This window comes from Sphingomonas trueperi, assembly GCF_040545965.1.
GTDB lineage: Bacteria > Pseudomonadota > Alphaproteobacteria > Sphingomonadales > Sphingomonadaceae > Sphingomonas > Sphingomonas trueperi_C.
Window position 1 is genome coordinate 176,267 of sequence record NZ_JBEPMV010000007.1, and the last position, 23,748, is coordinate 200,014.

The following is a 23,748-nucleotide window of genomic DNA, read 5'->3' on the forward strand; positions in this document are numbered from 1 at the left end:
GTTCAGGGAGGCGTTCCATGCTCGACTCGATCAGCCGCACCGGTACATCCGGCGGCGTCCGCAGTGGTGATAGCGGCGGCTACACCGTCCGCCATGGGGACACGCTGTCGAGCATCGCGGCACGGAACGGCGTGTCGCTTTCCGCCCTGCGCGCGGCCAATCCGCAAATCCGCAATCCCAACCTGATCTTTCCCGGCCAGACGATCGCGCTGCCGCAGTCCGGTGTCGCAGACTATACCGTGCAAGCGGGCGACACGCTTTCGGGCATCGCCGCCCGCTTCGGGCTCGACTGGCACGACCTCGCGCTCGACAACGGCCTCGCCAATCCGGGCATGATCCTGCCCGGCCAGACGCTGCGGCTCAACGGCGGAGGGACTGCCCGCACTCAAGGGGCCGAGGCAACCGGCGGTATCGAAGGCGGCGGCACGGGGCGCAACGCCGCGGATGTCGCGCGGCAATATCTCGGCCGCAACGCCGCCGAACTGCGCGGCGACCGCAGCGACAATCTGCCGATGAACGCCAATGTCCCGGCAAACGTCTGCTGCGCCAACTTCGTATCGGCGGTGCTCACGGAGGCGGGGCAGCTGCCGGGCAATCTCCACACGGACTCCGTTGCCCAGCTCGACAAGACGCTGCGCGCGCAGGGCTGGACCGAGGTCAGCGCCGCACAGGCCAAGCCCGGCGACGTGGTGATCATCCAGGGCGGCGGCGTCTCGCATACCGTGCTCTATGCGGGCAACGGCCAGACGATCGGATCGAACAACCGCAATGCCGACGGCACCCAGAAGGTGACGACGGGCAATCTCTCCTGGGCGCTGTCGCACGGCGCCAAGATCCTCCACGCGCCCGGTTCGGTCACGGCTCCCACGAAGGCGAGCGGCACCGCGGGCACCGGCGCGCCCTCGGCGACCCGCCAGGGCCGGATCGACCAGGCGATGACCTATTTCCAGGCGCAGGGCTGGACCCGTGCACAGGCAGCGGGGATCGTCGCCAATCTCGACGCCGAAAGCCGGATGGAGCCCAATATCCGCCAGACCGGCGGCGGCCCCGGCTATGGCCTCGGCCAATGGGAAGGGCCGCGCCAGGCCGACTTCGCCGCCTTTGCCGGGCACGACATCCGCAACTCGACGTTCGAGGAGCAGCTCGCCTTCGTTCAGCACGAGCTCAAGGGCACCGAGAGCGCGGCCGGGCGTCGCCTCGCCCAGGCGACCAGCGCCGGCGATGCCGGGGCGATCGTCTGCCGCTATTATGAACGGCCTGCCGATATCGTGGGCGATTCCGCCTACCGGTCGCAGCTCGCCAACACCATCTTCCAGCGATGATCCTGCTGCCCCTCGCTGCGCTCGCCGCCGCTGCCGCCGCCGCCGCCGCCGCCGAACCCGCGACCTGCGTGTTCGACATCGCCCCGCCCGAGCCCTGCACCCTTCAGGTGCAGGCGGGGGCCGGCGGCACCCTAGAGCTGCGTGCCAAGGGCAAGAGCGGCAAGCAGGTCGTCTTCGCCGGCAAGCATGCCAATGGCTGGTGGGCGGGGACGCTGGACGGCACCCCCGCGATGGGCTTCGAGCGCAACCGCGGCCATGTGGTCTTCTCCACGCGCGCGCTGGACCGCAGCTTCGAATATTGGACCCGCGGCAACGCGCGCGGGACCTATTGAGCGCTCAGCCGAAAATCGCCTTCGGCGCGCCGTGCTTTTCCGCCCAATCGGCCCAGGCAACGTCGGTGGGGCCCAGCGCCTCCTCGACCACGCGCCAGCCAGTGCCGGCACGGCGGAACAGCGCGACATAGTCCTTCGAGACCATGCCCTCGGCCTCCGCCGATGCCAGCGGGGTGCCCGCGTAGCTGATCGGGCGCCCAGCCTTGTCCTGCATCGTCGCGATCAGGAACACCCACTCACCCTGATGGCCAAGCGTGCGCACCAGCAGCCTGGGCGTCTTGCCGATGCGGCGGGCGATCGCGTGGTGCGCGGCATCGAGAATGGCGGCGCGATCCGCGGGCGCGACCTCGGCGGCGACAGCAGCGACCAGGGGAAGGATCATCACGCAACTCCCGCAAACAGCGACGTGGTTCCGTAGCATTGCCTAAGCGATTCGTGGAGCGCGCGGGCGCTCGCAACCCGCTATCTACGCTGGCATGTTCCATTCCACGGACGAGATTCGGCGATGACCCAGCCCATCGGAATCACTGGCCCCCGTACAAGCGCGATCGGCGCCGTCGGTGCCGCTGGCAGCACGCCCGGATCGCTCGCCGGCCAGGCGATGACGGTGATCAGCAACCGTGTCGCCGGTACCGTGACCCGCGAGCTGGGCCTCGTGCCGGGCGGGCGATCGCCGCTGCGGGCCGGAGACGCCTATGGCACCGAAGGCGTGGCGCGCGACCTCGCCGCCCAGCTGAACGCGAGCCCGGCCGATGCCGGGCGGCTGTCGCGTGCGCTGAACGACTTCACCAGCGAGGTTGCGGCGCTCGTCGCGGCCAGCCCGACCAGCGACGTGCTCGATCGGCTGTCCGGCCTGGGCTATGCGCTGCTCGATCCCGATGGGCGGCCGGGTATGTCGGACAGCGACAAGGTCGTCGCGACGATCGATTCCGCCATCTTCCAGCTGCGCGAGGATCCGACGCGGGTCGATCGCTGAGCGACGCGGCCTCAGCGCCGCGCCGCCAACGGCACCGCATTGCCCTGCACACCCACCTTGCCGACGCGCACCTCGCGGCGCAGCAGCCGCTCGTGCAGTTGCTCGCTCCACTGCGCTGCCACGGCAGGCGGCACCGCGGCGGAGGGGATCAGCAGCACGTTGACCTGCCCCGCCAGGTCATGCCCCAGCACCGCGCCTTCCACCTTGTAGCTGCCAAGCGGCAGCGACAGGTGTACTTCGGGCTTCGCGGTCTTGCTGACTTCGGCAATGGCGGCGGCGATCCGATCGAGCTGGGCATGCTGCGCCGGATCGACCGCACCCGCAGCAGAGGGCCGTGCCGCGATGGCCAGCGCCGCAAAGTCGCGCGGCGCCATCATCGCCGCCAGCCCGTCGGCCTTGTCCGTTCCGGGATCCTTCGCCGCCCGCTTGCCGGCGTGACGGGAGAGCGCATCAGCGAACGCCTTGCGTTGCTTCGGCGCGGCTTCGGGCTCGCCCTTGGCAGGCGCATCGCGGGGGGTGGGTGCAGGCTTGCTCTGGACCGAGCCGCTGGTGGGCGCGCCGTTCATGCCCAGCCTCGCGACAGGAGAAAGGCGGCGGCCTCCGAATCGACGCGATCCTCGGCCCGGCGCTGCTCGGCGCGGCGCAGGGTCTGGTGATGCGCGGCGACGCTCTCGCTGCGCACGCGGTGCTGGTCGAGCGCGCGTCCGGCGGCTCCTTGGGCATCGACCGCGAGTTCGTGGCGCGCACGCTGGTCGCTGGCGCGTGCCGCCGCGCCAATCTCTTCCGAGACGCGCTGGTCGAGCCAGAGCCGCGTTTGCGGGCAGGCCGGGCTTGCCTGGAAGAGCAGCCGGGCATCGCCGCGCTCGCGTTCCGCCGCGATACGCGCGGCTTCGGCGGCGCTGGCGGCTGCTTGCGCCTGCTCGGCAGCCGCGCGCGCCTCGATCAGCGCGCGCGTGAGGCGCTGCTCGCGCATCTGGGCGATGCGCGCCAGCACGGGCGCGCGATTGTCAGCGGGCATGGTCCATCTCCTCGAAGGTGCGCAGCCGGGCGATGCTCTCGCCCAGCGAGGTGCGTTCAGTGCCGGACTGGCGCAGATAGGCGGCAATCGCCTGGCGTTCGGCCAGCGCGCGATCGGCGAGCGGGTCGCGGCCGGGCTGATATTCGCCGATCTGGACGAGCAGCTCGATCTCGTCGAGCTTGGCCAGCATCGCCCGCAGTCCGTGCGCGGCACGCTGCTGCGCCCCGCTCGCGAGGCGGGGGAACAGGCGCGAGAGGCTGCCGAGCACGTCGATCGCCGGATAATGCCCGCGCGACGCCAGCTTGCGCGAAAGCACGATGTGGCCGTCGAGCAGCGAGCGCACTTCCTCGCCGATAGGATCGCCGTCCTCATCTTCCAGCAGCACCGTGTAGAGCGCGGTAATCGCCCCGTGTTCCGCAGTACCGCTGCGCTCGAACAGCCGCGGCAGCTCGGCGAATACCGACGGCGGAAAGCCGCGCCGCACCGCCGGCTCGCCCGCCGCCAGCCCGATTTCCCGTAGCGCGCGGGCGAAGCGGGTGACGCTGTCCATCAGCAGCAGCACGTGCCGGCCCTCGTCGCGCAGCCCCTCGGCAATGGCGGTGGCGACATGGGCGGCGCGCACGCGCTCCATCGCCGGGCGGTCGGAGGTCGCGACGATCACCACCGAGCGGGCGAGCCCCTCGGCGCCGAGCGTCTCCTCGATGAACTCGCGCACCTCGCGGCCGCGCTCGCCGATCAGCGCGATGACGATTGCGTCGCACTGGGCGTTGCGGGCGAGATTGGCGAGCAGCGTCGACTTGCCGACTCCGGCGCTGGCGAAGATGCCGACGCGCTGGCCGATGCCGATCGGCATCAGCCCGTCGATCGCGCGGATTCCGGTCTCCATCGCCGCGTCGATCGGGCGGCGGTGCATCGGGTTGGGCGCCTCGCCATGGATCGGCCGGTCGGTGCCGCGACGCACGCTCCCCAGCCCGTCGAGCGGCTGGAGCCGGGCATCGAGTACGCGGCCCAGCATGTCCGCACCATAGGGCACGCGATCCTCGCCGCTGCGCAGGATCACGTCGCTGTGCATCGACAGGCCGCGCAAGTCACCGAGCGGGGTGAGGATCGCGCCGCCATCGGCGAGGCCGATGACCTCGGCCCAGAGCGAGAAGCCGGTCTCGGCATCGACGATCTCGCAATTCTCGCCGATCCGCGCGCGCACCCCGGTGACGCGCAGCGTCGTGCCGAGCGCGCCGACGATGCGGCCATGCTGCTCGAACATCGGCGCGGCATCGAGCGCGCGGAGCAGCGCCAGCGGATCGCTCATGCCACCCCCCAGCGCTTGGCGAGCGTTTCGAGCTGCACGGAAAGGCTGGCGATCACCTGCCCCTGTTCGGTGCGGATCGCGCAGTCATGGGCGCCGAGCGCCGGGTCGGGCAGAATGGTGACTTCGGTCAACGCCTCCAGCCGTGCCGCAACCTTGTCCGCCATGTCCGGCGCCACGGCGACGATCACCGCACCCTGTGGCTGCAGCCGGTCGAGCGCGCGGGCGACCAGCGCGGGCACCAGCGTCGCATCGTCGAGTTCGCCGAGCACGGCATGCACCGCCGCCAACGCCGCATCGGCGATCTCGCTGCGACGAGCCTGCTCTTGCAAATCAATAGCCTCGGAAAATCGCGCAATCTCGCGGGCGAGCACGTCGCCGATCTCCGCCTTGGCGCTGCCAAGCGCGGCGCTGTACGCCTCTTCCGACGCATCGTTCGCAGCTTGCACCGCCCGCGCCTGCGCCTCGCGCACTGCCCCCAGCAACGCCACCGCATCGGCGAAGGACTGGCGCTCGTCGCGCTTGATCACCGCCCGCTCGCTGAACAGCAGCGCGGCGTCATCGGCATGGACGAGATGATAGGTCATGCAAGGCTCTCCGCAATGGCATGGGCGCGCGCCAGCAAGTCGCGCGCCACGGCATCGTCACGCGCGCCGGGAAACCGGTCCCGCAAGGCGAGCGGCAGGGCCGCCTCCAGCAACTGCGCACCGGCGGCGAGCACCCGCTCGGGCGCGGGCAACTTCTCCGCACCGACGATCTCCGGAACCTCGGCTTCGCAGACCGCGTCGAACAGCGGCTCGCCCACGGCGGCCGCCAGTGCTGCCAGCCGCGGCCCCGAAAGCTCGGCATCGATCGCTCGGCGGTGGCGCAGCAGCCCGGCCGCCGCCGCGATCCGCGCCCGCTGTTCCTCGGGCGCGTCGAGCCAGTCGGGCAGCTTGGCGAGGTCGCCGAACCCCACCGTCGGCTGGCCCTGCACCCGGCGGGCAAAGCGCGCGCCGCGCCCCTGCCCGCAATGCCGGGCAAGCAGCGCCAGCTTGGCGGTCCGCGCCTCCCGGTTCACCGCTGCACCGTATCCGGCAGGCTGGTCCGGGGTTTGCGCATCCGCCACAGCCCGCGTCCGGCAATCGCCAGCACGATCAGCGCGACCAAGCCGATCGCCCCGCGCATCAGCGTGGAGACCGACACCATGCCCTCGCTCTCCGGCAGCACCGGCGCCGCCTGGGCGGGCACCATCACTACCGAAACGCGGTCATAGGTGAGCCCGTCGATCGAGTTGGTGACCAGCGACTTGATCGCGCCGGTCTGGCTGCGCAGGTCGAAGCCGGTGCGATACTTCACGAACACCGATGCCGCCGAGGGCTTGGCCTCGCGCGACAGCGGATCGGCCTCGGGCATGGTCAAATGCACCCGCGCCTGCACCACGCCGTCGATGCCGCTGATCGTCCGGCTCAACTCCTGCGAGAGGCCGTAGATCAGCCGCGCCCGCTCCTCCAGCGGCGTGGAGGTGAAGCCCTCCTTCTTGAAGACCGAGCCGAGCGAGTCATAGTCCTCGTGCGGCAGGCCGTGCGCGCGCAGCGTCTCCACCGCGCGGGCGAAATCGGCCTGGTCGACGGCGATGCTCCACTGGTCCTTCTCCCCCGCCACCTTGGTCGCGGTGATGCCGGCCTGGTTGAGCACGGCGATCATCTCGTTGGCGGCCGGTTCGGTGAGCTTGCCATAGACTTCCTGCCGGCTGCAGCCGGCAAGCCCGAAGGCGGCAATCACCAGCAGCGGCGCGGCGATCCGCGCCTGCCAGCGGTTAGCGGGGGCGCGGCCGCTCATTGCTGCTTGAACAGTTGCTGCACGCCGTCCGAGCTGCGGTTGGCGATGTTGGAGGTAAGCTGCGCCTGGAACATGAATTCGGAGCATTTCATGTTGAGCTGGACCATCTCGCCGGGCGTCAGCTGCCCGCCGCTGGCCTCGGCCGTCTCGGCATAGCGCGAGACGGCGCGGGCCTGGACGTTCACCTGGTCGAGCGCGTTGAACATGCCCTTCATCGCCGGCGGGATGGGCCCCGCCGCGACGGTGCCCTGCACCCCGCCCATCTTCTCCAGCGCCGCCTGGAAGCGCGCGTCGAACTGCGGGGTGGTGGCGCCGCCGCCATGGCCGCCGGGGGCGAGCAACTCGAAGGCGCGGGACACGCCGTTCGTGCCCTGCCCCCCGGCCGGCGCGACCAGCGCGCCGATCGCATCGATGCTCATCGTCAGTTCTTCCGCGCCATGGTTTCGAGCGCCTTGGAGACGCTGTCGATCGAGCTGTGCGAGCTGTTCGCCATGAAGCTCATCCGCATCGATTCGGTGGTCAGCTGGGTGATGTCGGAGGGCTTGTCGCCGCCCTGGCTCACCACGTCGGACTGGGCGGTGATGTTGTCGGCCTGGGTGTCGAGCGCCTTGCCCCAGGCTTCGCCGAACGCCTCGAACCAGTTGCCCTTGCCGGTGCGGCTTTCGGTGGTGCCCATGTTGCCGAGCGAGGCGATCGTGCCGAGGACGGCGCTGTTGATCGGGTTGGTCATTGGGTGGTCACTCCGTTGGTGTCGCCGCCAGGGGTGGTGGAAGGTGCCGGGGACGGCGGCGTGCTGGGTCCCAGGACGAGTTCTTCGATCCGGCCGTCGCGCTCGAAGCTGGCGCGGCCGTTGCCGATGGCGACGATGCGGTGGCCGGTCGGCACCGTGGCGCCGGCGAACCAGCGGGTGCCGTCGGCTGTCGTGATGTAGCCCGGATCGCCGTCGACGAAGGTCGCGAGGCCGTATTCCGAGCCCGAGAAGAAATATTGCAGGTCGCGATCGCCGCGCTTGCCGTCGGTGGCGAAGTCGACGCGGGTGATGCCGGGCACGTCTTCCTTGATCAGCCGGGCGAGATCGGCCTGGCGATCGGCGGGGAGGAATTCGGCCTTCACCATCAGCGCGTTGCCGCGGCGGGGAATGGCCTCGGCATCGACCCCTTGCGCGCGCAGCAGGTCGGTAGCGGCGGCGGCGAGGCCGTCCATCGTCTCGACATCGAGCGTCGCAGGGCCGATCTGCTCGGCGACGACCTGGCGCAGCCGGGCGAGCGCGGCGTCGTCCTTGACGATCCCGCGCACGATCGTGCCGTTGCGGGTTTCCTCCACCTTCAGGTCCCGAAAGCCGGCGGCGGCGAGCATCGCCTGTTCACCCGCCGTGTCGTGCAGCTGGCGCGTCGCCCAGCGGACCGCGGGCGGTGCGAACAGCAGCAGGAGCAGCAAGGCCGCAACGGCAGCGGCATAGGCAGGCCAATAGCGATCGAGCGCCAACGCCCCGCGCATTGGGTAGAGCCGCGTCGCCACCCGCTCTGGAATCGCGGCGCGCTGCGGCGACAGGACGGGCGCATCGCTGGCGGCTGGCGCGACCATCGGCGCAAGCCGAATGGCATCGTCCCAGCGCGGATCCTCCGGTTCACCGATCGCGACGGCGACCGATCCGACCAGCATCGGCACGAACGGCGGCAGCGAGGCCTGCTCGCCCGCCGCGACCGGTCGCCCGAGCAAGGTCACCTGCCCCGCCGCCACGCGCACGCACGCCATGCCCTCGCCCAGGTCCAGCTCCAGCGACACGCCCCGCGCGGAAGGATCGCGCAGCACGATGTCGTGTTCGAACCCATGCCCGACGCGGACGAACTTGCCCCGGTGCAGCCGGTGCTCGGCGCCCGACAGGCGGCCGTTCAGCACCCGCAGCACCATGGTGCCGGGCTTTACCGGGGCGAAGGGCGCGTTCACCGGCGGGTCCTCCGGCGGCGCTTCTGATGATGATCGGCGGCAGCCTGGATCTGCTCGATCGGGATCGGGTTGGTAGCCGTCGCAGGCTGCACCGCCGCCGCCTGCTGCTCGCGGCGCGAGACGACGCGTGGGGTGATCAGGAAGATGCGCTCGAAATGCTGGTCGCCCTTCTTGCGCTTGCGGAACGCCTGGCCGAGGATCGGCACGTCGCCGGCGACCGGCACCTTCGACTTGTAGTCGTAGGAGGTCTCGACCGTCATGCCGCCGATCAGCAGGCTCTCGCCCTGCTTCACCACCGCGCTGGTGTTGATGCTGCTCTGCTTCACCGCCGGGATGCCGTCTACGACGAGGCCCGTGGGCGAGCCGTCGAGGATCTCGATCGCCATGCGGGTGCGCAGCTCGCCGCCGTCATAGAGGATCGACGGGTTGACCCGCATCACCATGCCCGCGGTCACCGGGAACAGGTCCACCTGCCGGTCGCCGGCGACGCGGACATAGTATTGCACCTGGTTGTTGAACACGGCGGGGATGTTGTTGAGCGTGCTCAGCCGCGGCCGCGAGATCACGCGCAGCGCGCCGGTCTTCTCCAGCGCGGTGATGCGCGCGGCGAACAGGTCGAGCCCGCCGGTGAGATACGCCGCGCCGACATTGCCGCTGGAGAAATTGCTCGCCGGGTTGGTCGCATTGCCGCCGAACAGCGCGCCGAGGCCGCCGGTCTTGAAGCCGAAGTCCAGCCCCAGTTCCTTGAGCTTGCTGGTATCGAGCTCGAGGATCGTCGCCTCGATCTCCACGCCGCGCGGCTCGACATCGAGCGCGCGGACGATGTCTTCGTACACGGTCATCGATTCGGGCCGGTCGCGGATCAGCACGGCATTGTTGCTGGGGTCGACCTCGACACGCGGCCCGTTAATGTCGCGTACGGCGGCTTCGCGCACCACCACCGTGTCGAGCCCCGGCGTGCCCTGCTGGTCGAAGCTGCGCTGCGCCTCGTCAGGCGGCACCGCGTTGAGGCCGCGTCCGCCGAGCCGGGGCAGCGACTGGCGCTGGACATCGAAATTGCCGCTGGTCGAAACCGTCGAGCTCGGCCGCCCGTCACCCATCATCCCGCGCAGGATCGATCCGACGCCGGGGATGGTGATGGTGCGATCGAAGCTCTTCTGGATCGTGTCGTCGGCGCGGGCATAGCGCAGGTAGAAGATCCGCACTTCATAGGGCGAGCGCGTCGTCGCGCCGCTCAGCACCTTGGAGTGCAGCGGCGAGCTGGTCACCGTCTCCATTGCGGCCGGGCCCAGGAGCGGCGAGACGATGGGTGCATTCGAGGACGTGGCGGACGCCTGGATCACCGCCGGATTGCCCGCCGTCCCCGCCAGCTGCGCAACCCGATCGAGGAACGCCGGCACGCCGGTGGCGCTTACCGAATTGCTCGCCGCCGAGACGCGATTGGCGTCGTCGAGGATCCGCAGCTTCTGCGCATCGCGGACCACCGCCTCCGGGTCGGCGGCGTTGAAGCTGCGCGAGGTAACCTCGGCCGCCGAATACACCCGCACCACCGCGCCGTCATAATAGGCGACGAGGTTGAACGCCTTGGCGATTTGGGTCCACACCTGCCGCGGCGTGCCGACGAACACGCCGTTCATTTTGCCGGTAACCGCCGAGCTCACCTTGGCTTTGACGCCGGCCTGGCCGAACAGATCGACCACCGCGACATCGACGCGCTGGTTGCGCGCGGTGAGCGTGATCCGCTTCTGCCCCATGGGCGGCGTTTCGGCGTACCCCGAGACGGGCAGCAACGCGGTACAGGCAAGCAGGGCAAGGAAGCGCTGAGCGCGGATCATAGGGAAACCTCGTCCGACATCTGGTTGGTCAGGCTCTCCGGGGCGGCGTTGATCTCGCCGACGATGTCGAGCGGCACGGCCGGGTTGAGCTCGTTGAAACTGATCACCGGCACCTCGAACAGGTCGCCCGCGATGAGTAGACGTAGCGGCCGGCGGAGATCCTGCGCGGTGAGGATCGCCCGGGCGCCGCTGCTGGCGACCTGGGTGGAGAGCAGCGCGATCAGCGCGCGCATCTGGTGCGGATTGATCGCCAGGCGCATCTGGCCGTCGACCGGGGTGACGGTCTGGCGGATCGTCTCCTCCAGATCGGCGCCGACGATCAGCACACGGAGGCGTCCCGCCTCGCACAGCGGCGCGATCAGGTGGCGGCGCATCGCCACGCGGACGCGTTCGGCCATCGGCACGGCTTCGCGTTCATACTGGCCGACTTCGCCGATCGCCTCGATCGCGTCGCGGAAGTTGCGCAGCGGCACGCTTTCCTCGGCGAGCAGGCGCAGCACTTCGCCGATCCGGCCGGTGGGCACGGCGCGCACCGCTTCCTTGACCACTTCCGGATGCGTCTCGCCGAGGCGGTTGAGGTGGTCGGTCACCTCCTGCAGGCCGAGGAACAGGCCGAGATTGCGTTCGAGCAGCTGGGCGACCCGCTCTGCCGCCACCTCCGGCAGCGCGCCCGCGTCGCTGGCACCGCCGCCGAGCGGCGCGTCGTGCGCGCTGAGCAGCCATTCGCCCTCGTTCAGCCGAGCGTCGGGCACGACGCGCAGGTCGGGAATGGCGATGCCGGTCCGCGTCTGGAGCGCCGCCGCGCCCTCGCGCAGCCGGTCCGCCAGTGCCGCGAAGGCCGGATGCTGCGGCGGCAGGCCGACGGCGAGCCGCAGCGGATCGACCACCGGCAGCGCCTGCGCGGCGATCAGCGTCTCGCCGGTCGCAACCGCCGTCTCGCCCGAGGCAAGCCCCAGCCGCGTCCGCAGCCAGGCGCCCGAGGTCGGGTGGAGGAAGGCCCCGCCCAGCAGCAGCGCGCTCGCCAGCGCGAAGAAGATCAGCGTCGGGAAGCCAGGCACCAGCCCGAGCAGCATCGCCAGGCCGCCGGCGATCATCAGCACATGCGGCTTGCCAGTGATCTGCCGCGCGATCGCGGGGCCCAGGTCGCTGTCGCGCTCCTCGTCGGTGGTGCGCGTGACCAGCAGGCCCGCCGCCATCGCCGAGAACAGCGCCGGTACCTGCGCGACCAGCCCGTCGCCGATCGTCAGGATCGAGAAGGTCGTCGCCGCCTCGCCCGCCGACATGCCGTGGTAGAGCATGCCCACCGCCAGCCCGCCGAGCAGATTTACCAGCACGATGATCACCGACGCGATGGCATCGCCCTTCACGAACTTCATCGCGCCGTCGAGGCTGCCGTGGAGCTTGCTTTCCATCTCCAGCGTGCGCCGCTTCTCGCGCGCCTCGTCCTTGGAAAGGATGCCCGAGCGCAGGTCGCTGTCGATCGAGAGCTGCTTGCCCGGCATCGCGTCGAGGCTGAATCGCGCAGCGACTTCGGCGACGCGCTCGGCGCCCTTCGAGATGACGATGAACTGGACGATGGTGATGATCAGGAACACCACCAGCCCGACCACCAGATTGCCGCCCGCGACCATCTGGCCGAACTGCTGGATGATCTCGCCGCCGTCGACATGGGTGAGGATCATCCGCGTCGTCGAGATGCTGATCGCCAGCCGGAACAGCGTCGAGAGCAGGAGCACCGTCGGGAAGGTCGAGAAATCCAGCGGCTTGGCAACGTACATGCAGCTGAGCAGCAGCAGGATGCCGACCGTCATGTTGGTGGCGATGAACGCGTCGAGCGCCAGCGGCGGCATCGGCACGATCATCAGCAGCACGACGGTGACCACGCTGCCGACCAGCAGCATATCGGCCACGCGCAGGGGCATGCGGCGCAGGCCGCGCAGGATCAGGGCTGGGGCCATGGTCAGCGGCTCCGCGCGGCCTGTTCGGCGAGCAAGCGGCTGTACCGGCCCATCACGCCGGCCACATAGGACTGGGTCTCGCGATAGGGCGGGATGCGATTGCCGTAGCGCCGCACCGCGCCCTCGCCTGCGTTATAGGCGGCGAGCGTCAGATTGAAATCGTTGAAGCGGCCATGGAGCTGGCGCAGCAGGCGCGCGCCGCCGTCGACATTGGCCTCGGCATTGGACGCCGACACGTTGAGCATCCGCGCCGTGCCCGGCATCAGCTGCATCAAGCCGTGCGCGCCTACCGGACTGCGCGCATCGGCGCGATAGCGCGATTCCTGGTCGATCACGGCATGGAGCAACAGCGGATCCACCCGTCGGCGCGCGGCGACCCGCTGGATCATCGCGTCATAGCGGGTGGCATAGGATACCGGCCGCATCGACAGGATCGCGGCGTCCGATGCAGCGGCAGCGGTCAGCGACGCAGGCTCCTGGCGGAGCGGCGCGATCGCCGCGACCCGCAGCGTGGCGGCAGGCGCAGGCTCCGCCTCGCGGTGCTTCTTGCCCGAGACCAGCTGGAACGACGCGGCGCGATCCCCCGAGGAACCTTCCTCGGCCTCCGGCGCGATGCGCACGTCCTTCGGCATCTCGGCCGGGGTGCCCGGCGCCACGATGATGTTGCTGCACCCCTGGAGGGACTGGATTCCCGCCAACGAAGCCGCATCCGCCACCCGCAAGGTCGCGGTCAGCGCACAAGGCGGTGGCGGCGGGGTCTTGTCCCGCGACCATGCCGCTTCCGGAATAAAGATCACCGCGCCGCACAGGGCTAGCGAGGATACGCTAAGAACTACTCTACACATTGCATCGCTCTCCAGCCGATGGCGCTCCTGGCCAACAGTTGTCTCAGCACGATGCCCCACAATTCCCGGCCTGCTCGTCCGGGAACACCTATAGGCTGTCGCGATTTTCTTACAATTTCAAGTCGCTATTCAGAAATATTTCAGAGTGTGACGAACGACGAGCCGAGCATATCAAGCGGTGAGCTGCGGAACCTTCTCGATTTTCCGATTTACCTACATGGCTGTCAGTACGACTAATCGACGCTGAGCAACCGCCCACCGCGAATCAGTTCGTCGCACATTGTTTGATATCAATGGCTTAGGTGGTTCGTTTGGCATCCGGCACGGATTTTGCCTGTTGCATCCGGGAACCGGTTACAGGATTTTAACGATGTTGCTGCCCCGCCCCACGGGCAGACAATGTGTCGACCTGCTCTACCTGCCAGGACCGCCCGCGACTTCGTTCGCACTGTCCGGCAGCAAGAGTTCAACTTCATGAGCCAAGGCAAGGACAGCGCCGACAAGAGCGAGCTCCCGACGCCGAAGCGGCTACAAGATGCGCGCAAGAAGGGTGACGTCGCCAAGTCGAAGGATTTGGCCACGGGACTTCTTACGCTCGCCTGGTTGCTGCTGTTCGTCGGGGTCTCGGGCTATGCCGCGAGCGAGCTCGCGCGCCTCGCTACCGATGTGGTGGCGCAGGCGGCGACCGGTTCGTTCGAGCAGACCGCCCCGGCGATTGGCTGGGATGCGGCCTGGACGCTGCTGCGCCTCACCTTCGCCACGCTGGTCCCCGCCGCGCTGATCGGCACCTTCGCCGAGTTCCTTCAGGTCGGTCCGATGATGACGACCGAGAAGATGAAGTTCGGGCTGGAGAAGCTGAACCCGATCGAGGGCCTCAAGCGGATGTTCGGCAAGGACGGCCTGTTCGAACTTGCCAAGACGCTGGTGAAGGCAGCGCTGATCTGCGCGATCGGCTATCTCGTCTATCAGAGCGCGCTGTCCAGTTCCGGCCAGCTGATTCGACTCGCCGCAACCTCCCCCATCGACGAATCGCGCGAAGGTGCCGCGCTGAGCACGATCGGGCTCACCTATTCGCTGACGCTGCAGATGCTGGCGATGGTGGTCGCCGTATTCCTGTTCGTCGCAGTGGCCGACCGCATCTATTCGAAGCACAGCTTCATCAAGAAGATGAAGATGAGCCGCCGCGACATCAAGCAGGAGCACAAGGAAAGCGAAGGCGATCCGCAGGTCCGCGCGCTCCGCCGCGACATGCACCAGGAATGGGCCAACCAGAACAATATCGGCGCCACGCGGGGTGCCGCCGCGCTGCTGGTGAACCCCACCCATATCGCCATCGCGCTCAACTATGACGAGACACATTGCCCGGTGCCGGTGATCGCCGCCAAGGGCATGGGCGAGCTCGCCGCCGCGATGCGCGCCGAGGCGGAGGAGGCCCGCGTGCCGATCGTCCGCAATGTCGCCGCCGCCCGCAGCCTGTGGGCCCGCGGCGAGATCGGCGAGATCGTCCCCGAGGACATGTTCGATGCGATCGCCGCCGTGATCCTCTGGGCCGCCAAGGCCAAGAGCGGCGACGGCCCGATGCAGCACGACATGGATACCGCCGCCCCGCGCCTCGCCGCGCGCCAACGCTGATCAGACCGGAGAACCAATCGCATCATGGGAATCGGAGCCGTCCTATCCTCGATCCTCGCCATCGTCGTGGCGCTTGCCCTGGTATTGGGCATGGCCTGGGGGGTGATCTGGCTGCTGAAGAAGCTGCAGGATCGCCAGCTGGGCGTCGCCGCCAATGGCGAGAGCGACACGCCGATCCGCTTCCTCCGCTCGATGCCGCTCGGCCAGCGCGAGCGGGTGGTGCTGATCGAGGCGCGCGGCGAGACGATGCTGGTCGGCGTCACCGCCGGGTCGGTAACGCTGCTCGCCCGCTGGCCCGAGGGGCAGGCCCCAGCCAAGCCGATGCCTTCGCCGGTGCGCTTCTGATGGCGACGATGCTCCGCCTCGATGCGCTTGACCTGCCGAGGGTCGATCCGGCGCGCGATGCACTCGCGGGCGCGGTCGCGCGACTGCTCGAACATGCCGGGTTTGCGGTCGAGATCGTCGTAGCGCCACCGCGCGGCAGCTGGTTTCGCTGCGCCGATGGCAGCCTTTTCCGCCCCGGCGGTGCAGTGCTGCATCCGGAGCGGATCGCCGAGGCCGCCGCCGCGCTGGACGATGCCGAGCCACTGCTGCTCGGGCTGGAGCAAGCGCTCGGACTGCAGCTCGAACCCGAGGATCTCGGCAACGCATCGGACGATGCCGCGCTCCATTTCGTCCTGCGCCGCGAAGGGCTGGACGCCGCTCTACTCCTGCCTTGCGACCATCCGCATGCCGCGAACTGGCGCGCCGAAGCGGACGCCCTCACCCCGCTCGGCGCGCGTCTGCCGGTACTCGCCCACCTGCTGGTCCAGGGACCCCGGCTCGGTATCGCCGAAGCGGGCGACCTTGCCCCGGGCGATCTGGTGCTGATCGGCGCCCGCCCCCGCGCCACGCTCGAAGCCCCACATTTCCGCCAGGCCGGTCAGCTCGACCTCGCCGCCGGCAGTTTCACCCCGCATCCCGATGGAGCGCCCATGGAATCCAGCGACGCTGCCCCTTCCCCCCGCGATTTCGCCGTGCCCCTCACCCTTCGCCTGCCCGAGCAGCGGGTCAGCGCCGCGGCGCTCGCCGATTTGCGCCCGGGTGTGGCGCTGCCGCTCGGCCCCGTATCCGAGGGCATGGCGGTGGAGCTGCTGGTCGCCGGCAGCCCGCTCGCGCGCGGCGAGCTGGTCCAGCTCGGCGATCGCTTCGCGGTGCTGATCGAATCCCGCGTCGACCTCGTCGAAGGCGCGGTCCAGCAGCCGGTGGAGGTGGACGCGTGAACCTCGCCCAGTTCACCCCCGGCTCGGCACTGATCACGGTCGTCCTGATCGCGCTCGCGCCCTTCTTCGCGGTGATGGTGACCAGCTTCACCAAGATCGCCGTGGTGCTCAGCCTGGTGCGCAATGCGCTGGGGCTGCAGCAGGTGCCGCCCAACCTGGTGCTCAACGGGCTGGCGCTGATCCTCAGCGTGTTCGTGATGTACCCGACGCTGGAGAAGATGCAGGCGGCCGCCGCCGTCCAGGGCCCGGCCACACCCACCATGCCCGGCGATCCCCCGGCGCAGGCGGAAAACCCGATCGAAAGCACCGGCGACATCTTCGCGACCGCCGATCGCGCCAAGGAGCCGCTGCGCGAATTCTTGGTCAAGCACAGCGATCCGCGCGAGCGCGCCTTCTTCCTGCGCACGCAGCAGCGCATCGGCGATCCCGGCAAGGTCAGCAGCCTGCGCGACACCGATTTCGTGATCGTCATTCCCGCCTTCGTGGTGAAGGAGCTCAAGCTCGCCTTCCAGATCGGCTTCCTGATCTTCCTGCCCTTCCTCGTGATCGACATGGTGATCGCCAACATCCTGTTGGCGATGGGCATGATGATGCTGTCCCCCGTGACCATCTCGCTGCCGTTCAAGATCCTGCTGTTCGTGCTGGTGGACGGCTGGGTGAAGCTGAGCCACGGGCTGGTGCTGTCCTATGCCTGAGGAGGCGCGCGCATGAGCGACGACCTCGTCGCTGTCACCACCCAGGGGCTGTGGCTGGTGCTGCTGCTCTCGGCGCCGCCGATCATCGCGGCGTCGGTGGTGGGGCTGCTCGTCGCGATCGTGCAGGCGGCAACCCAGCTCCAGGAACAGACGCTGCAATACACGCTGAAGTTCTTCGCGATCGTGATCAGCATCTTCGTCACCGCCAGCCTGATGGCGGGCACGCTGTACAGCTATGCCGATTCGATCTTCTCCGGCCTCGCGGCGGTGGGGCGATGATCGAGGCGGTGCCCCCCGGCGTCGGCGTGCCGCTGTTCGCGGCGATGCCGTGGCTCGACCAGCTGCTGGTCGTCGCTGTCGCCTCGGCGCGCTTCGCCTTCGCCTTCGTGTTCGTGCCGGTCTTCTCGCGCGAGGTGATGCCGGGGACGGTGCGCAACAGCATCATCGTCACCTTCGGGCTGGTCGCGCTGCAGATGCAGCCGGACTTCCACCCGAACGATCTCTCCGCGATGGGCTGGCTCAAGATGCTGCTCAAGGAAGCCGCCGCCGGCGGGGCGATCGGGTTCTTCTTCGGCACCGTGCTCTGGGCGCTGGGCGCGGCGGGCGAGATCATCGACACCAAGGTGGGCGCGACCATCGGCCAGCTGGTCGATCCGCTGAGCGGCAACACCAGCTCGCTTACCGGCATCCTGCTCAGCCGCTTCGCCGAGGTGGTGTTCGTCACCGCCGGGGGACTCACCCTGCTCGTCGGCACGGTGATGGGCAGCTACCTGATCTGGCCGCTCGGCCCCGGCGGGCTGCAGCTCGATGCCCGCGCGCTGATGTTCTTCGAAGGCGAGTTCGGCCGGCTGTTCGCGCTCGCCTTCTTGTTCGCGGCGCCGGTGCTGACCGTGCTCTACGTGATCGACCTGGCGATGGGGTTCCTCAACCGCTTCGCCCAGTCGTTCAACGTCTTCTCGATGGCGATGCCGATCAAGGCCGCCGCCGCCACCTTCGTCGTCATCCTCACCTTGCCGCTGCTCGCCCAGGCGATCCTCGCCGATCTCGGCACGCGCGAGGAGATTGCAGGCGGCGTCCTCCAGCGAACGGCCAAGCCCCAATGACCAGCGCCACCGCCCTCCGCGCGCCCGCGCCGCCGCCCAGCGATGCCGAGCAGCTCGCCCAGCTGATCGCCGAGCTCCGCGCCGCCGAACAACGCCGCGGCGCCGCCACCCGCGAGATCCGCATCGGCGAATTCACCGTGCCCGGCTGGCGGGTACCGCTGCTCCATCTGGCGGGGCTGCAGACGCTGACCCGCAACGAAGCCGCGGTGCTCCGCTTCCTCGGCTGGGGCCGCGCCAACGGCGACATCGGCACCCTGCTCAACATGACCGAAAACACCGTGCGCACGCACATGAACAACGCGATCCGCAAGCTCGATCTCGACGGCGTTCGCGAACTCAACAGCCTGGCAGGACTGCTCTTCCTGCCGCTCGAATGACCGCGCCCCTCCACGATTCGTTGAGCCCGGCTAAACGAATCGTGGAGCGCGCGGGGACCCGATTCCGGGCACTTTGCTCTCGTACCGGCGACATGGTGTCGGCGGCTTGGCTCCCAAGGGAGCGCGAAATCTGGATGGAAGGATCTACTTCATGTTCAGTCTGACCGGCATGGCCCGTTCGCTCGTCAATCCGATGAACGTGGCCTCCCTCGCGATGGGCCCGGCGGGGTGGGCGTCGCTCGCGGTGCGCACGCTCGGCACGGCAATCGCCAAGGAAGTACTGCAGCAGCTCGGCCAGCAGCTCGGCCTGCCTCAGAGTGCGATCAACCTCGTGCAGGACGGCTTCTCGATGGCTACTGGCTCCGTGGGCGGCCCGGCCTCGATCGCTGAAGCGGTAGCAAGCCTCGCGGAGGTTGGCGGCCTCACGCCGTTCGCACAAGGCGAGCTGCAGCGGTCAGCAGAATCCGACGCACGCGACATGTTCCAGCAGCTCAGCGACGCTTTCCAAAGCGGCGAAGCGCAGGCCAAGGCGCAGTCCTCGCGCGGCGGCAAGGGTCGCAGCTGGCTTCAAGCGATCGCAGACTCGATGTCGGCGGTGCTCGACAAGAAGGTGCAGGATATGGATCGGATGTCGCAGGCGCTGGACAAGCAGGGCACCAATCGCTCTACCAAGATGAGCACCGATCTGCAGGTCGCCGGCCAGGAGTTCTCGTTCCTCATGAACACCTCCAGCACGGTTATCAAGACGATCGGCGAAGGCCTCAGCGGCATGGCCCGCAAGCAGTAAATCGATCGATTTTCTTGATCGGGGGAACGGCCTTTGCCGTTCCCCCCTTTTCGCGTTTTGGAAGAGGAGCGTAGCATGAATCGGTTTCTGGCAGTTTCCACCCTGGTCCTCGCGTCCGGTTTGGCGAACGAGGCGTTTGCGCAGGATGTCTCCAGCTGGTCGACGATCATGCCGTCCATCACACATAGTGATCCGCTGAGCATGATGCTCGATGATCGCATCAATCGTGAAAAGCAGCGAGGAGCTCCCGTGCCGCGCAACAGGCTGGCACCTTTGGGGATAGAACAGACATCGAGAGTAGATATGTCCGCGCTCCGCTACACCCCTTCCAAGGCACGTCGCCGCGCCAACTTGGCGAACTTCGTACAGAAGACACGCGCCGTGGACCCTCGTGGCGCTGCGGATATGCAAAAAGTTTTTGCGGAGGGTGACTTCATTGAGGGGATTGCCGGCATTGTCCAGCCGCTCGGGCTGCACATCGATAACGTCGCCGACGCCTATGCGTGCTGGTGGATCAACGCCTGGCAAGCTGCACACGGCCAGTATGAACAGACCGAACCGGCGCTTGCTGCCACCGTAAGCGCCCAGGCAGCTCGGGCAATAAGCGCGACGGGGGAGATGGCACGTGCCTCCGATGCGCAAAAGCAGGAACTCGCCGAGGCGCTTTGGGTCCAAGCTACGCTGATCGAAGTCGCCATAGAGCAGGCCAAGGGCAACCCCGCGCGTCTGCGCGAAATTGGCGATGCGGTGCGCAAGGGCGCCAAGGGCATGGGCCTCAATCTCGATGCGATCGACCTGACCTCCCAGGGCTTCGTCCCCGTTGGCGTCGGCCAGAACGACGCCCCCTCTACAACGCCCAAGCCAGGCAGCGCCGCCCCCTATGGCGCCCTGGCGCTCGCAGCCGGTGGCATGGGCGTCGGCGGGTTCCTGCTGCTGCGCCAGCGTCGGGGCTGATAACCATGGGCAGCAGGAGCGCAACATGAAGAAGGTCTTGGGAGCACTTGGACTACTGACGGTCACCGGCTGGAGCAGCAGCGCCACCGCCCAGATGTGGGACAGCACTCAATTGTCGCTCATGATGCCCTCTATGTATCACACCGACCCGCTCAGCGTGCTGCTCGACGATCAAGCCAATCGGGAGAGGCAGCGGGAACGCCCGAACCACACACTAAGCGGGCGCCATTGGTTGCAGAACAGGCCGTAGCAGTAGACGTGTCCAAGCTACGCTACGTCCCCTCCAAAACTCGTCGCAGCGCCAATCTCACCGCCTTCGTCAAGAAGACGCGCGCCGCCGATCCGCAGGGCGCCGCCGACCTGGAGAGCGTCTTCGCCGAGGACGACTTCATCGAGCGAATCCGCGCGCTGGTCGCCCCGCACGGGCTGCAGATCGAGAATGTCGCCGATGCCTATACGCTCTGGTGGCTCACCGCCTGGCACGCCGCGCGCGGCAATAACGACACGCCGCCGCCGGAAATCCTCGCCGCGGTGAAGGCGCAGGCGGCCCGAGCGGTACTTGCCACTGGCGAGATCGCAACGGCCTCCGACGCGCAGAAGCAGGAACTCGCTGAAGCGCTTTGGATCCAGAGCGCGCTGATCGACGTCGCGGTAGAACAGGCCAAGCAAGACCCTGCACGCCTCCGCCAGATCGGCGATGCGGTGCGCAAGGGTGCCAAGGGCATGGGCCTCAATCTCGATGCGATCGACCTGACTTCCCAGGGCTTCGTGCCCGTTGGCGTCGGCCAGAACGACGTACCTGCCACGACGCCCAAGCCGGGAAGTGCCGCCCCCGATGGCGCCTTGGCGCTCGCCGCCGGTGGCATGGGGATCGGCGGGTTCCTGATGCTGCGCCAGCGCCGTGGGTGAAGATGAGAGGATCAGACCAATGAGAAGCTTGAGAGCAGCGATCGTCCTGGCATCGGCCCTGCCCTGGGCAGGTAGCGCTCGGGCGCAGGAGCAAGGCTGGGTAGGGATCATTTCCACGGCCACGCACTCCGACCCCTTGAGCATGATGCTCGACGACCGCATGGCGCAGGACGAGGAGAGGGCGCGCCGCGAGGGAAGGCCGCTGCCGAGCGACGACGCGTCCCGGGCAACAGCGCCCGTCAACGCCGGGCATCTGCTCTACCACCCCTCCAAAACCCGCCGCAGCGCCAATCTCGCGGCCTTCGTCCAGAAGACCCGCGCCGCGGATCCGCAAGGCGCGGCCGACCTGCAGAAGGTCTTCGCCGAGGGCGACTTCATCGAGCGGATCCGCGCGATGGTGGCCCCGCATGGGCTGCAGATCGAGAACGTCGCCGATGCCTATACGCTCTGGTGGCTCACCGCCTGGCACGCCGCGCGCGGCAATAATGACACGCCGCCGCCGGAAATTCTCGCCGCGGTGAAGGCGCAGGCGGCCCGCGCGGTGCTTGCCACCGGCGAGATCGCCCAGGCGTCCGATGCGCAGAAGCAGGAACTCGCCGAAGCGCTGTGGGTCCAGAGCGCGCTGATCGACGTCGCGATGGAACAGGCCAAGCAGGACCCTGCCCGCCTCCGCCAGATCGGCGATGCGGTGCGCCAGGGCGCCAAGGGCATGGGTCTCGACCTCGATGCGATCGACCTGACCGCGCAGGGGTTCGTGCCGGCCCGCGTCGGGCGGAACGACCCTACCGCCGCGGCGCCCGGACAGGGCGGCACGCCCCCCGCATACGGCGCCCTTGCGCTGGCAGCCGGCGGCATGGGCATCGGCGGCTTCCTGCTGCTGCGCCAGCGCCGCGGCTGACGCTGGAGGGTCTCCGCATGCAGCGACGTCACGCCGCCATCTTCCTCGCGCTCCCGCTCGTCGCACTGCCGGGTGCGGCGCGGGCCCAGATGATCAGCCCGATGCTGTACGAAGGGCCGCGGATCGCGCTGGAAAGCCATGCCAACCGCTTTTCCAGCAGCAAAAGCGAACCGCGGGCGCCTGCGCAGCCTGCGGTGAATCCGGCCGCGCTGCGCTACACCCCATCCAAGGCCCGCCGCAGCGCCAACCTCGCCGCCTTCGTCCAGAAGACGCGCGCCAGGGATCCGAGGGGTGCGGACGACCTGCAAAAGGTCTTCGCGGAAGGGGACTTCATCGAACGGATCGGCGGGCTCGTTGCGTCGCAGGGGCTGCACGTCGACGATGTCGCCGATGCCTATGCGCTCTGGTGGCTCACCGCATGGCACGCGGCGCGCGGCAACAACGACACCCCGCCGCAGCAGATGATCTCCGCCGTGCAGGCGCAGGCCGCGCGCGCAGTGCTGGCCACCGGCGAGATCGCCCAGGCCTCCGATGCGCAGAAGCAGGAACTCGCCGAAGCGCTGTGGGTCCAGAGCGCGCTTATCGACGTGGCGATGGAACAGGCCAAGCAGGACCCTGCCCGCCTCCGCCAGATCGGCGATGCGGTGCGCCAGGGCGCCAAAGGCATGGGCCTTGACCTCGATGCGATCACCCTGACCTCCCATGGGTTCGTTCCCGCGGGGGCTGACTGAACAACCTCGGATCGCGTGGGAGGACCACCCCCGCCGCCTCTCCACGGACCAAGGCGCGCCGCTTACCGGGGCGCCTAGTGGCCTGCAAGCCTCGGCGCTGCCGCACCGTCCGTCATCGCCACCTCGCGGAGGCTGCCATCGCTTCGATAGCGGATGCGGTCGATCGCGATCTCGCGTTCGCCGCTATACGGACCGGGGCCGGGCGGACGCTCCCAGCGATGATAGACGATCAGCCATGCGCCCGAGGGCGTACGGACGAAGCTGTGATGCCCGGGCCCCTGGTGCCGCGCATCGGCTGTGAGGATTGCGCCCCGATAGGTCCAAGGCCCCGTCGGCGACTTGGCGGTCGCATAGTGCACCGAATAGTCGGGGCCGTTCCAGCGGCCATGGCTGTACGACAGATAGTAGGTGCCGTTCCGCACATGGACGAAGGCGCCCTCGGTGAAATTGGGCGGGGTAGCGACCGGGATTTCGCGGACGATGCTGATCATGTCCGCGCCCAGTTCCCACACCCGCAATTTGGCCCCCGCGCTGCCGCCCGCATAGAGATAGGCCTTGCCCGATCGGGGGTCGACGAAGACCATCGGGTCGATCGCTTCGAAACCGTGGCCGCCATCGGCGATCAGCGGATGGCCGATGTCGCGATAGGGGCCTTGGGGCCGCTCGGCGACGGCGACGCCGATGCGGCTCGGCGTCGGGTTCTGGGGCCCCACCGAGAAATAGAGGTAATAGCGGCCGCCGCGGCGCGCGATCGCCGGGGCCCAGAGGAAATGCGCCGGCGCACCGTCGTCCTTGATCCAGCTGATCTGCTCTCGGCGGATCAGTTCGCCGCGGGCGCGCCAATGCCGCAGGTCGCGCGACGAGAAGGCGCCGAAACGGTCCGCCGCCCAGCTGCCGCCGGGCCCGCCGGTGGGGAAGACCCACAGCTCGTTGCCGATGAACACCGCGTGCGGGTCCGCGCCGGTGAACTGCGGATTGTCGGCGAGCGCGGTGCCCGCGAGGAGCGCGGCCAGTCCTGCGCCCAGGATGAAGCGTCGCAT

At 68.7% G+C, this 23,748-nt stretch carries 29 protein-coding genes; 15 read left to right on the forward strand and 14 right to left on the reverse strand.

Translation table 11 applies throughout. The features are described from left to right. The first annotated feature begins 17 nt into the window (after positions 1-17). Entirely contained in the window at positions 18-1,322 is a 1,305-nt protein-coding gene (locus ABIC35_RS18655) for a phage tail tip lysozyme (protein ID WP_121075973.1), read from the forward strand. After that, positions 1,319-1,654, forward strand: coding sequence for a hypothetical protein (locus ABIC35_RS18660; protein WP_121075970.1), 336 nt, complete (start codon positions 1,319-1,321; stop codon positions 1,652-1,654). Before ABIC35_RS18655 ends, ABIC35_RS18660 begins: the two co-directional genes overlap by 4 nt. Before the next feature lie 4 nt (positions 1,655-1,658). Here the strand turns inward: ABIC35_RS18660 and ABIC35_RS18665 are convergent, their stop codons facing one another. Next, the gene (locus ABIC35_RS18665; protein WP_121075967.1) at positions 1,659-2,036 is read right to left on the reverse strand and encodes a hypothetical protein; all 378 of its coding nucleotides are present in this window, start codon (positions 2,034-2,036) and stop codon (positions 1,659-1,661) included. 123 nt (positions 2,037-2,159) lie between these two features. Between ABIC35_RS18665 and ABIC35_RS18670 the strand changes: the two genes are divergently transcribed. After that, positions 2,160-2,630 carry a hypothetical protein gene (locus tag ABIC35_RS18670; protein ID WP_121075964.1) on the forward strand — a complete coding sequence of 157 codons (471 nt, stop codon included), beginning with the start codon at positions 2,160-2,162 and terminating at the stop codon, positions 2,628-2,630. A gap of 11 nt (positions 2,631-2,641) precedes the next feature. On the opposite strand, the gene ABIC35_RS18675 is transcribed toward ABIC35_RS18670, so the two are convergent. Genes ABIC35_RS18675 through ABIC35_RS18730 form a run of 12 tightly spaced genes read right to left on the reverse strand, consistent with a single transcriptional unit; the run spans position 2,642 to position 13,312 of the window. Further along, on the reverse strand, positions 2,642-3,196 hold the full coding sequence (locus tag ABIC35_RS18675) for a hypothetical protein (protein ID WP_121075961.1): 555 nt from the start codon (positions 3,194-3,196) through the stop codon (positions 2,642-2,644). Then, complete coding sequence (locus ABIC35_RS18680) at positions 3,193-3,648, reverse strand: hypothetical protein (protein WP_121075958.1); 456 nt, start codon at positions 3,646-3,648, stop codon at positions 3,193-3,195. Before ABIC35_RS18680 ends, ABIC35_RS18675 begins: the two co-directional genes overlap by 4 nt. Further along, the gene (locus tag ABIC35_RS18685) at positions 3,638-4,957 is read right to left on the reverse strand and encodes a FliI/YscN family ATPase (protein ID WP_121075955.1); all 1,320 of its coding nucleotides are present in this window, start codon (positions 4,955-4,957) and stop codon (positions 3,638-3,640) included. The genes ABIC35_RS18680 and ABIC35_RS18685 overlap by 11 nt, the downstream gene beginning before the upstream one ends. Then, positions 4,954-5,541 (reverse strand): FliH/SctL family protein, encoded by a 588-nt coding sequence (locus ABIC35_RS18690; protein WP_121075952.1) that lies wholly within the window; start codon positions 5,539-5,541, stop codon positions 4,954-4,956. Before ABIC35_RS18690 ends, ABIC35_RS18685 begins: the two co-directional genes overlap by 4 nt. After that, a complete protein-coding gene (locus tag ABIC35_RS18695; protein ID WP_121075949.1) occupies positions 5,538-6,014 on the reverse strand; it encodes a hypothetical protein in 477 nt (158 codons plus the stop codon). The genes ABIC35_RS18690 and ABIC35_RS18695 overlap by 4 nt, the downstream gene beginning before the upstream one ends. Beyond that, complete coding sequence (gene sctJ, locus ABIC35_RS18700; RefSeq protein ID WP_121075946.1) at positions 6,011-6,775, reverse strand: type III secretion system inner membrane ring lipoprotein SctJ; 765 nt, start codon at positions 6,773-6,775, stop codon at positions 6,011-6,013. The genes ABIC35_RS18695 and sctJ overlap by 4 nt, the downstream gene beginning before the upstream one ends. After that, positions 6,772-7,194 (reverse strand): hypothetical protein, encoded by a 423-nt coding sequence (locus tag ABIC35_RS18705; protein WP_084581885.1) that lies wholly within the window; start codon positions 7,192-7,194, stop codon positions 6,772-6,774. Before ABIC35_RS18705 ends, sctJ begins: the two co-directional genes overlap by 4 nt. 2 nt (positions 7,195-7,196) lie before the next feature. Next, positions 7,197-7,505 (reverse strand): hypothetical protein, encoded by a 309-nt coding sequence (locus ABIC35_RS18710; RefSeq protein ID WP_121075943.1) that lies wholly within the window; start codon positions 7,503-7,505, stop codon positions 7,197-7,199. Further along, positions 7,502-8,722, reverse strand: coding sequence for a hypothetical protein (locus ABIC35_RS18715; protein WP_121075940.1), 1,221 nt, complete (start codon positions 8,720-8,722; stop codon positions 7,502-7,504). The genes ABIC35_RS18710 and ABIC35_RS18715 overlap by 4 nt, the downstream gene beginning before the upstream one ends. Beyond that, the gene (gene sctC, locus ABIC35_RS18720; protein ID WP_121075936.1) at positions 8,719-10,557 is read right to left on the reverse strand and encodes a type III secretion system outer membrane ring subunit SctC; all 1,839 of its coding nucleotides are present in this window, start codon (positions 10,555-10,557) and stop codon (positions 8,719-8,721) included. The genes ABIC35_RS18715 and sctC overlap by 4 nt, the downstream gene beginning before the upstream one ends. Next, positions 10,554-12,515 carry an FHIPEP family type III secretion protein gene (locus tag ABIC35_RS18725; RefSeq protein WP_121075933.1) on the reverse strand — a complete coding sequence of 654 codons (1,962 nt, stop codon included), beginning with the start codon at positions 12,513-12,515 and terminating at the stop codon, positions 10,554-10,556. The genes sctC and ABIC35_RS18725 overlap by 4 nt, the downstream gene beginning before the upstream one ends. Positions 12,516-12,517: 2 nt before the next feature. Next, positions 12,518-13,312: a lytic transglycosylase domain-containing protein gene (locus ABIC35_RS18730; RefSeq protein WP_354278553.1), complete on the reverse strand. Its 795-nt coding sequence runs from the start codon at positions 13,310-13,312 to the stop codon at positions 12,518-12,520. 522 nt (positions 13,313-13,834) lie between these two features. Here ABIC35_RS18730 and ABIC35_RS18735 point away from each other — a divergent pair. The 12 genes from ABIC35_RS18735 to ABIC35_RS18790 all read left to right on the forward strand — a co-directional run bounded on the left by ABIC35_RS18735 (position 13,835) and on the right by ABIC35_RS18790 (position 22,708). Then, on the forward strand, positions 13,835-14,992 hold the full coding sequence (locus tag ABIC35_RS18735; protein WP_183049358.1) for an EscU/YscU/HrcU family type III secretion system export apparatus switch protein: 1,158 nt from the start codon (positions 13,835-13,837) through the stop codon (positions 14,990-14,992). 24 nt (positions 14,993-15,016) lie between these two features. Further along, complete coding sequence (gene fliO, locus ABIC35_RS18740; RefSeq protein ID WP_121075927.1) at positions 15,017-15,337, forward strand: flagellar biosynthetic protein FliO; 321 nt, start codon at positions 15,017-15,019, stop codon at positions 15,335-15,337. After that, positions 15,337-16,254, forward strand: coding sequence for a FliM/FliN family flagellar motor switch protein (locus ABIC35_RS18745; protein ID WP_121075924.1), 918 nt, complete (start codon positions 15,337-15,339; stop codon positions 16,252-16,254). The genes fliO and ABIC35_RS18745 overlap by 1 nt, the downstream gene beginning before the upstream one ends. Beyond that, the gene (gene sctR, locus ABIC35_RS18750; RefSeq protein ID WP_121075921.1) at positions 16,251-16,949 is read left to right on the forward strand and encodes a type III secretion system export apparatus subunit SctR; all 699 of its coding nucleotides are present in this window, start codon (positions 16,251-16,253) and stop codon (positions 16,947-16,949) included. Before ABIC35_RS18745 ends, sctR begins: the two co-directional genes overlap by 4 nt. Positions 16,950-16,961: 12 nt before the next feature. Continuing rightward, positions 16,962-17,228 carry a type III secretion system export apparatus subunit SctS gene (gene sctS, locus ABIC35_RS18755; protein WP_019368943.1) on the forward strand — a complete coding sequence of 89 codons (267 nt, stop codon included), beginning with the start codon at positions 16,962-16,964 and terminating at the stop codon, positions 17,226-17,228. After that, the gene (gene sctT / locus ABIC35_RS18760; RefSeq protein ID WP_121075918.1) at positions 17,225-18,052 is read left to right on the forward strand and encodes a type III secretion system export apparatus subunit SctT; all 828 of its coding nucleotides are present in this window, start codon (positions 17,225-17,227) and stop codon (positions 18,050-18,052) included. Before sctS ends, sctT begins: the two co-directional genes overlap by 4 nt. Further along, positions 18,049-18,429 carry a helix-turn-helix transcriptional regulator gene (locus ABIC35_RS18765; RefSeq protein WP_121075915.1) on the forward strand — a complete coding sequence of 127 codons (381 nt, stop codon included), beginning with the start codon at positions 18,049-18,051 and terminating at the stop codon, positions 18,427-18,429. The genes sctT and ABIC35_RS18765 overlap by 4 nt, the downstream gene beginning before the upstream one ends. 151 nt (positions 18,430-18,580) lie before the next feature. Then, the gene (locus ABIC35_RS18770; RefSeq protein WP_121075912.1) at positions 18,581-19,216 is read left to right on the forward strand and encodes a hypothetical protein; all 636 of its coding nucleotides are present in this window, start codon (positions 18,581-18,583) and stop codon (positions 19,214-19,216) included. Between the two features lie 75 nt (positions 19,217-19,291). Further along, on the forward strand, positions 19,292-20,170 hold the full coding sequence (locus ABIC35_RS18775) for a DUF6683 family protein (protein ID WP_183049357.1): 879 nt from the start codon (positions 19,292-19,294) through the stop codon (positions 20,168-20,170). A gap of 96 nt (positions 20,171-20,266) precedes the next feature. Continuing rightward, a complete protein-coding gene (locus ABIC35_RS18780; RefSeq protein ID WP_354278554.1) occupies positions 20,267-21,079 on the forward strand; it encodes a DUF6683 family protein in 813 nt (270 codons plus the stop codon). 142 nt (positions 21,080-21,221) lie between these two features. Continuing rightward, positions 21,222-21,977 carry a DUF6683 family protein gene (locus ABIC35_RS18785; protein ID WP_121075902.1) on the forward strand — a complete coding sequence of 252 codons (756 nt, stop codon included), beginning with the start codon at positions 21,222-21,224 and terminating at the stop codon, positions 21,975-21,977. A gap of 17 nt (positions 21,978-21,994) precedes the next feature. Further along, positions 21,995-22,708: a DUF6683 family protein gene (locus tag ABIC35_RS18790; protein ID WP_121075899.1), complete on the forward strand. Its 714-nt coding sequence runs from the start codon at positions 21,995-21,997 to the stop codon at positions 22,706-22,708. 74 nt (positions 22,709-22,782) lie between these two features. On the opposite strand, the gene ABIC35_RS18795 is transcribed toward ABIC35_RS18790, so the two are convergent. After that, positions 22,783-23,748 (reverse strand): family 43 glycosylhydrolase, encoded by a 966-nt coding sequence (locus ABIC35_RS18795; RefSeq protein ID WP_121075896.1) that lies wholly within the window; start codon positions 23,746-23,748, stop codon positions 22,783-22,785.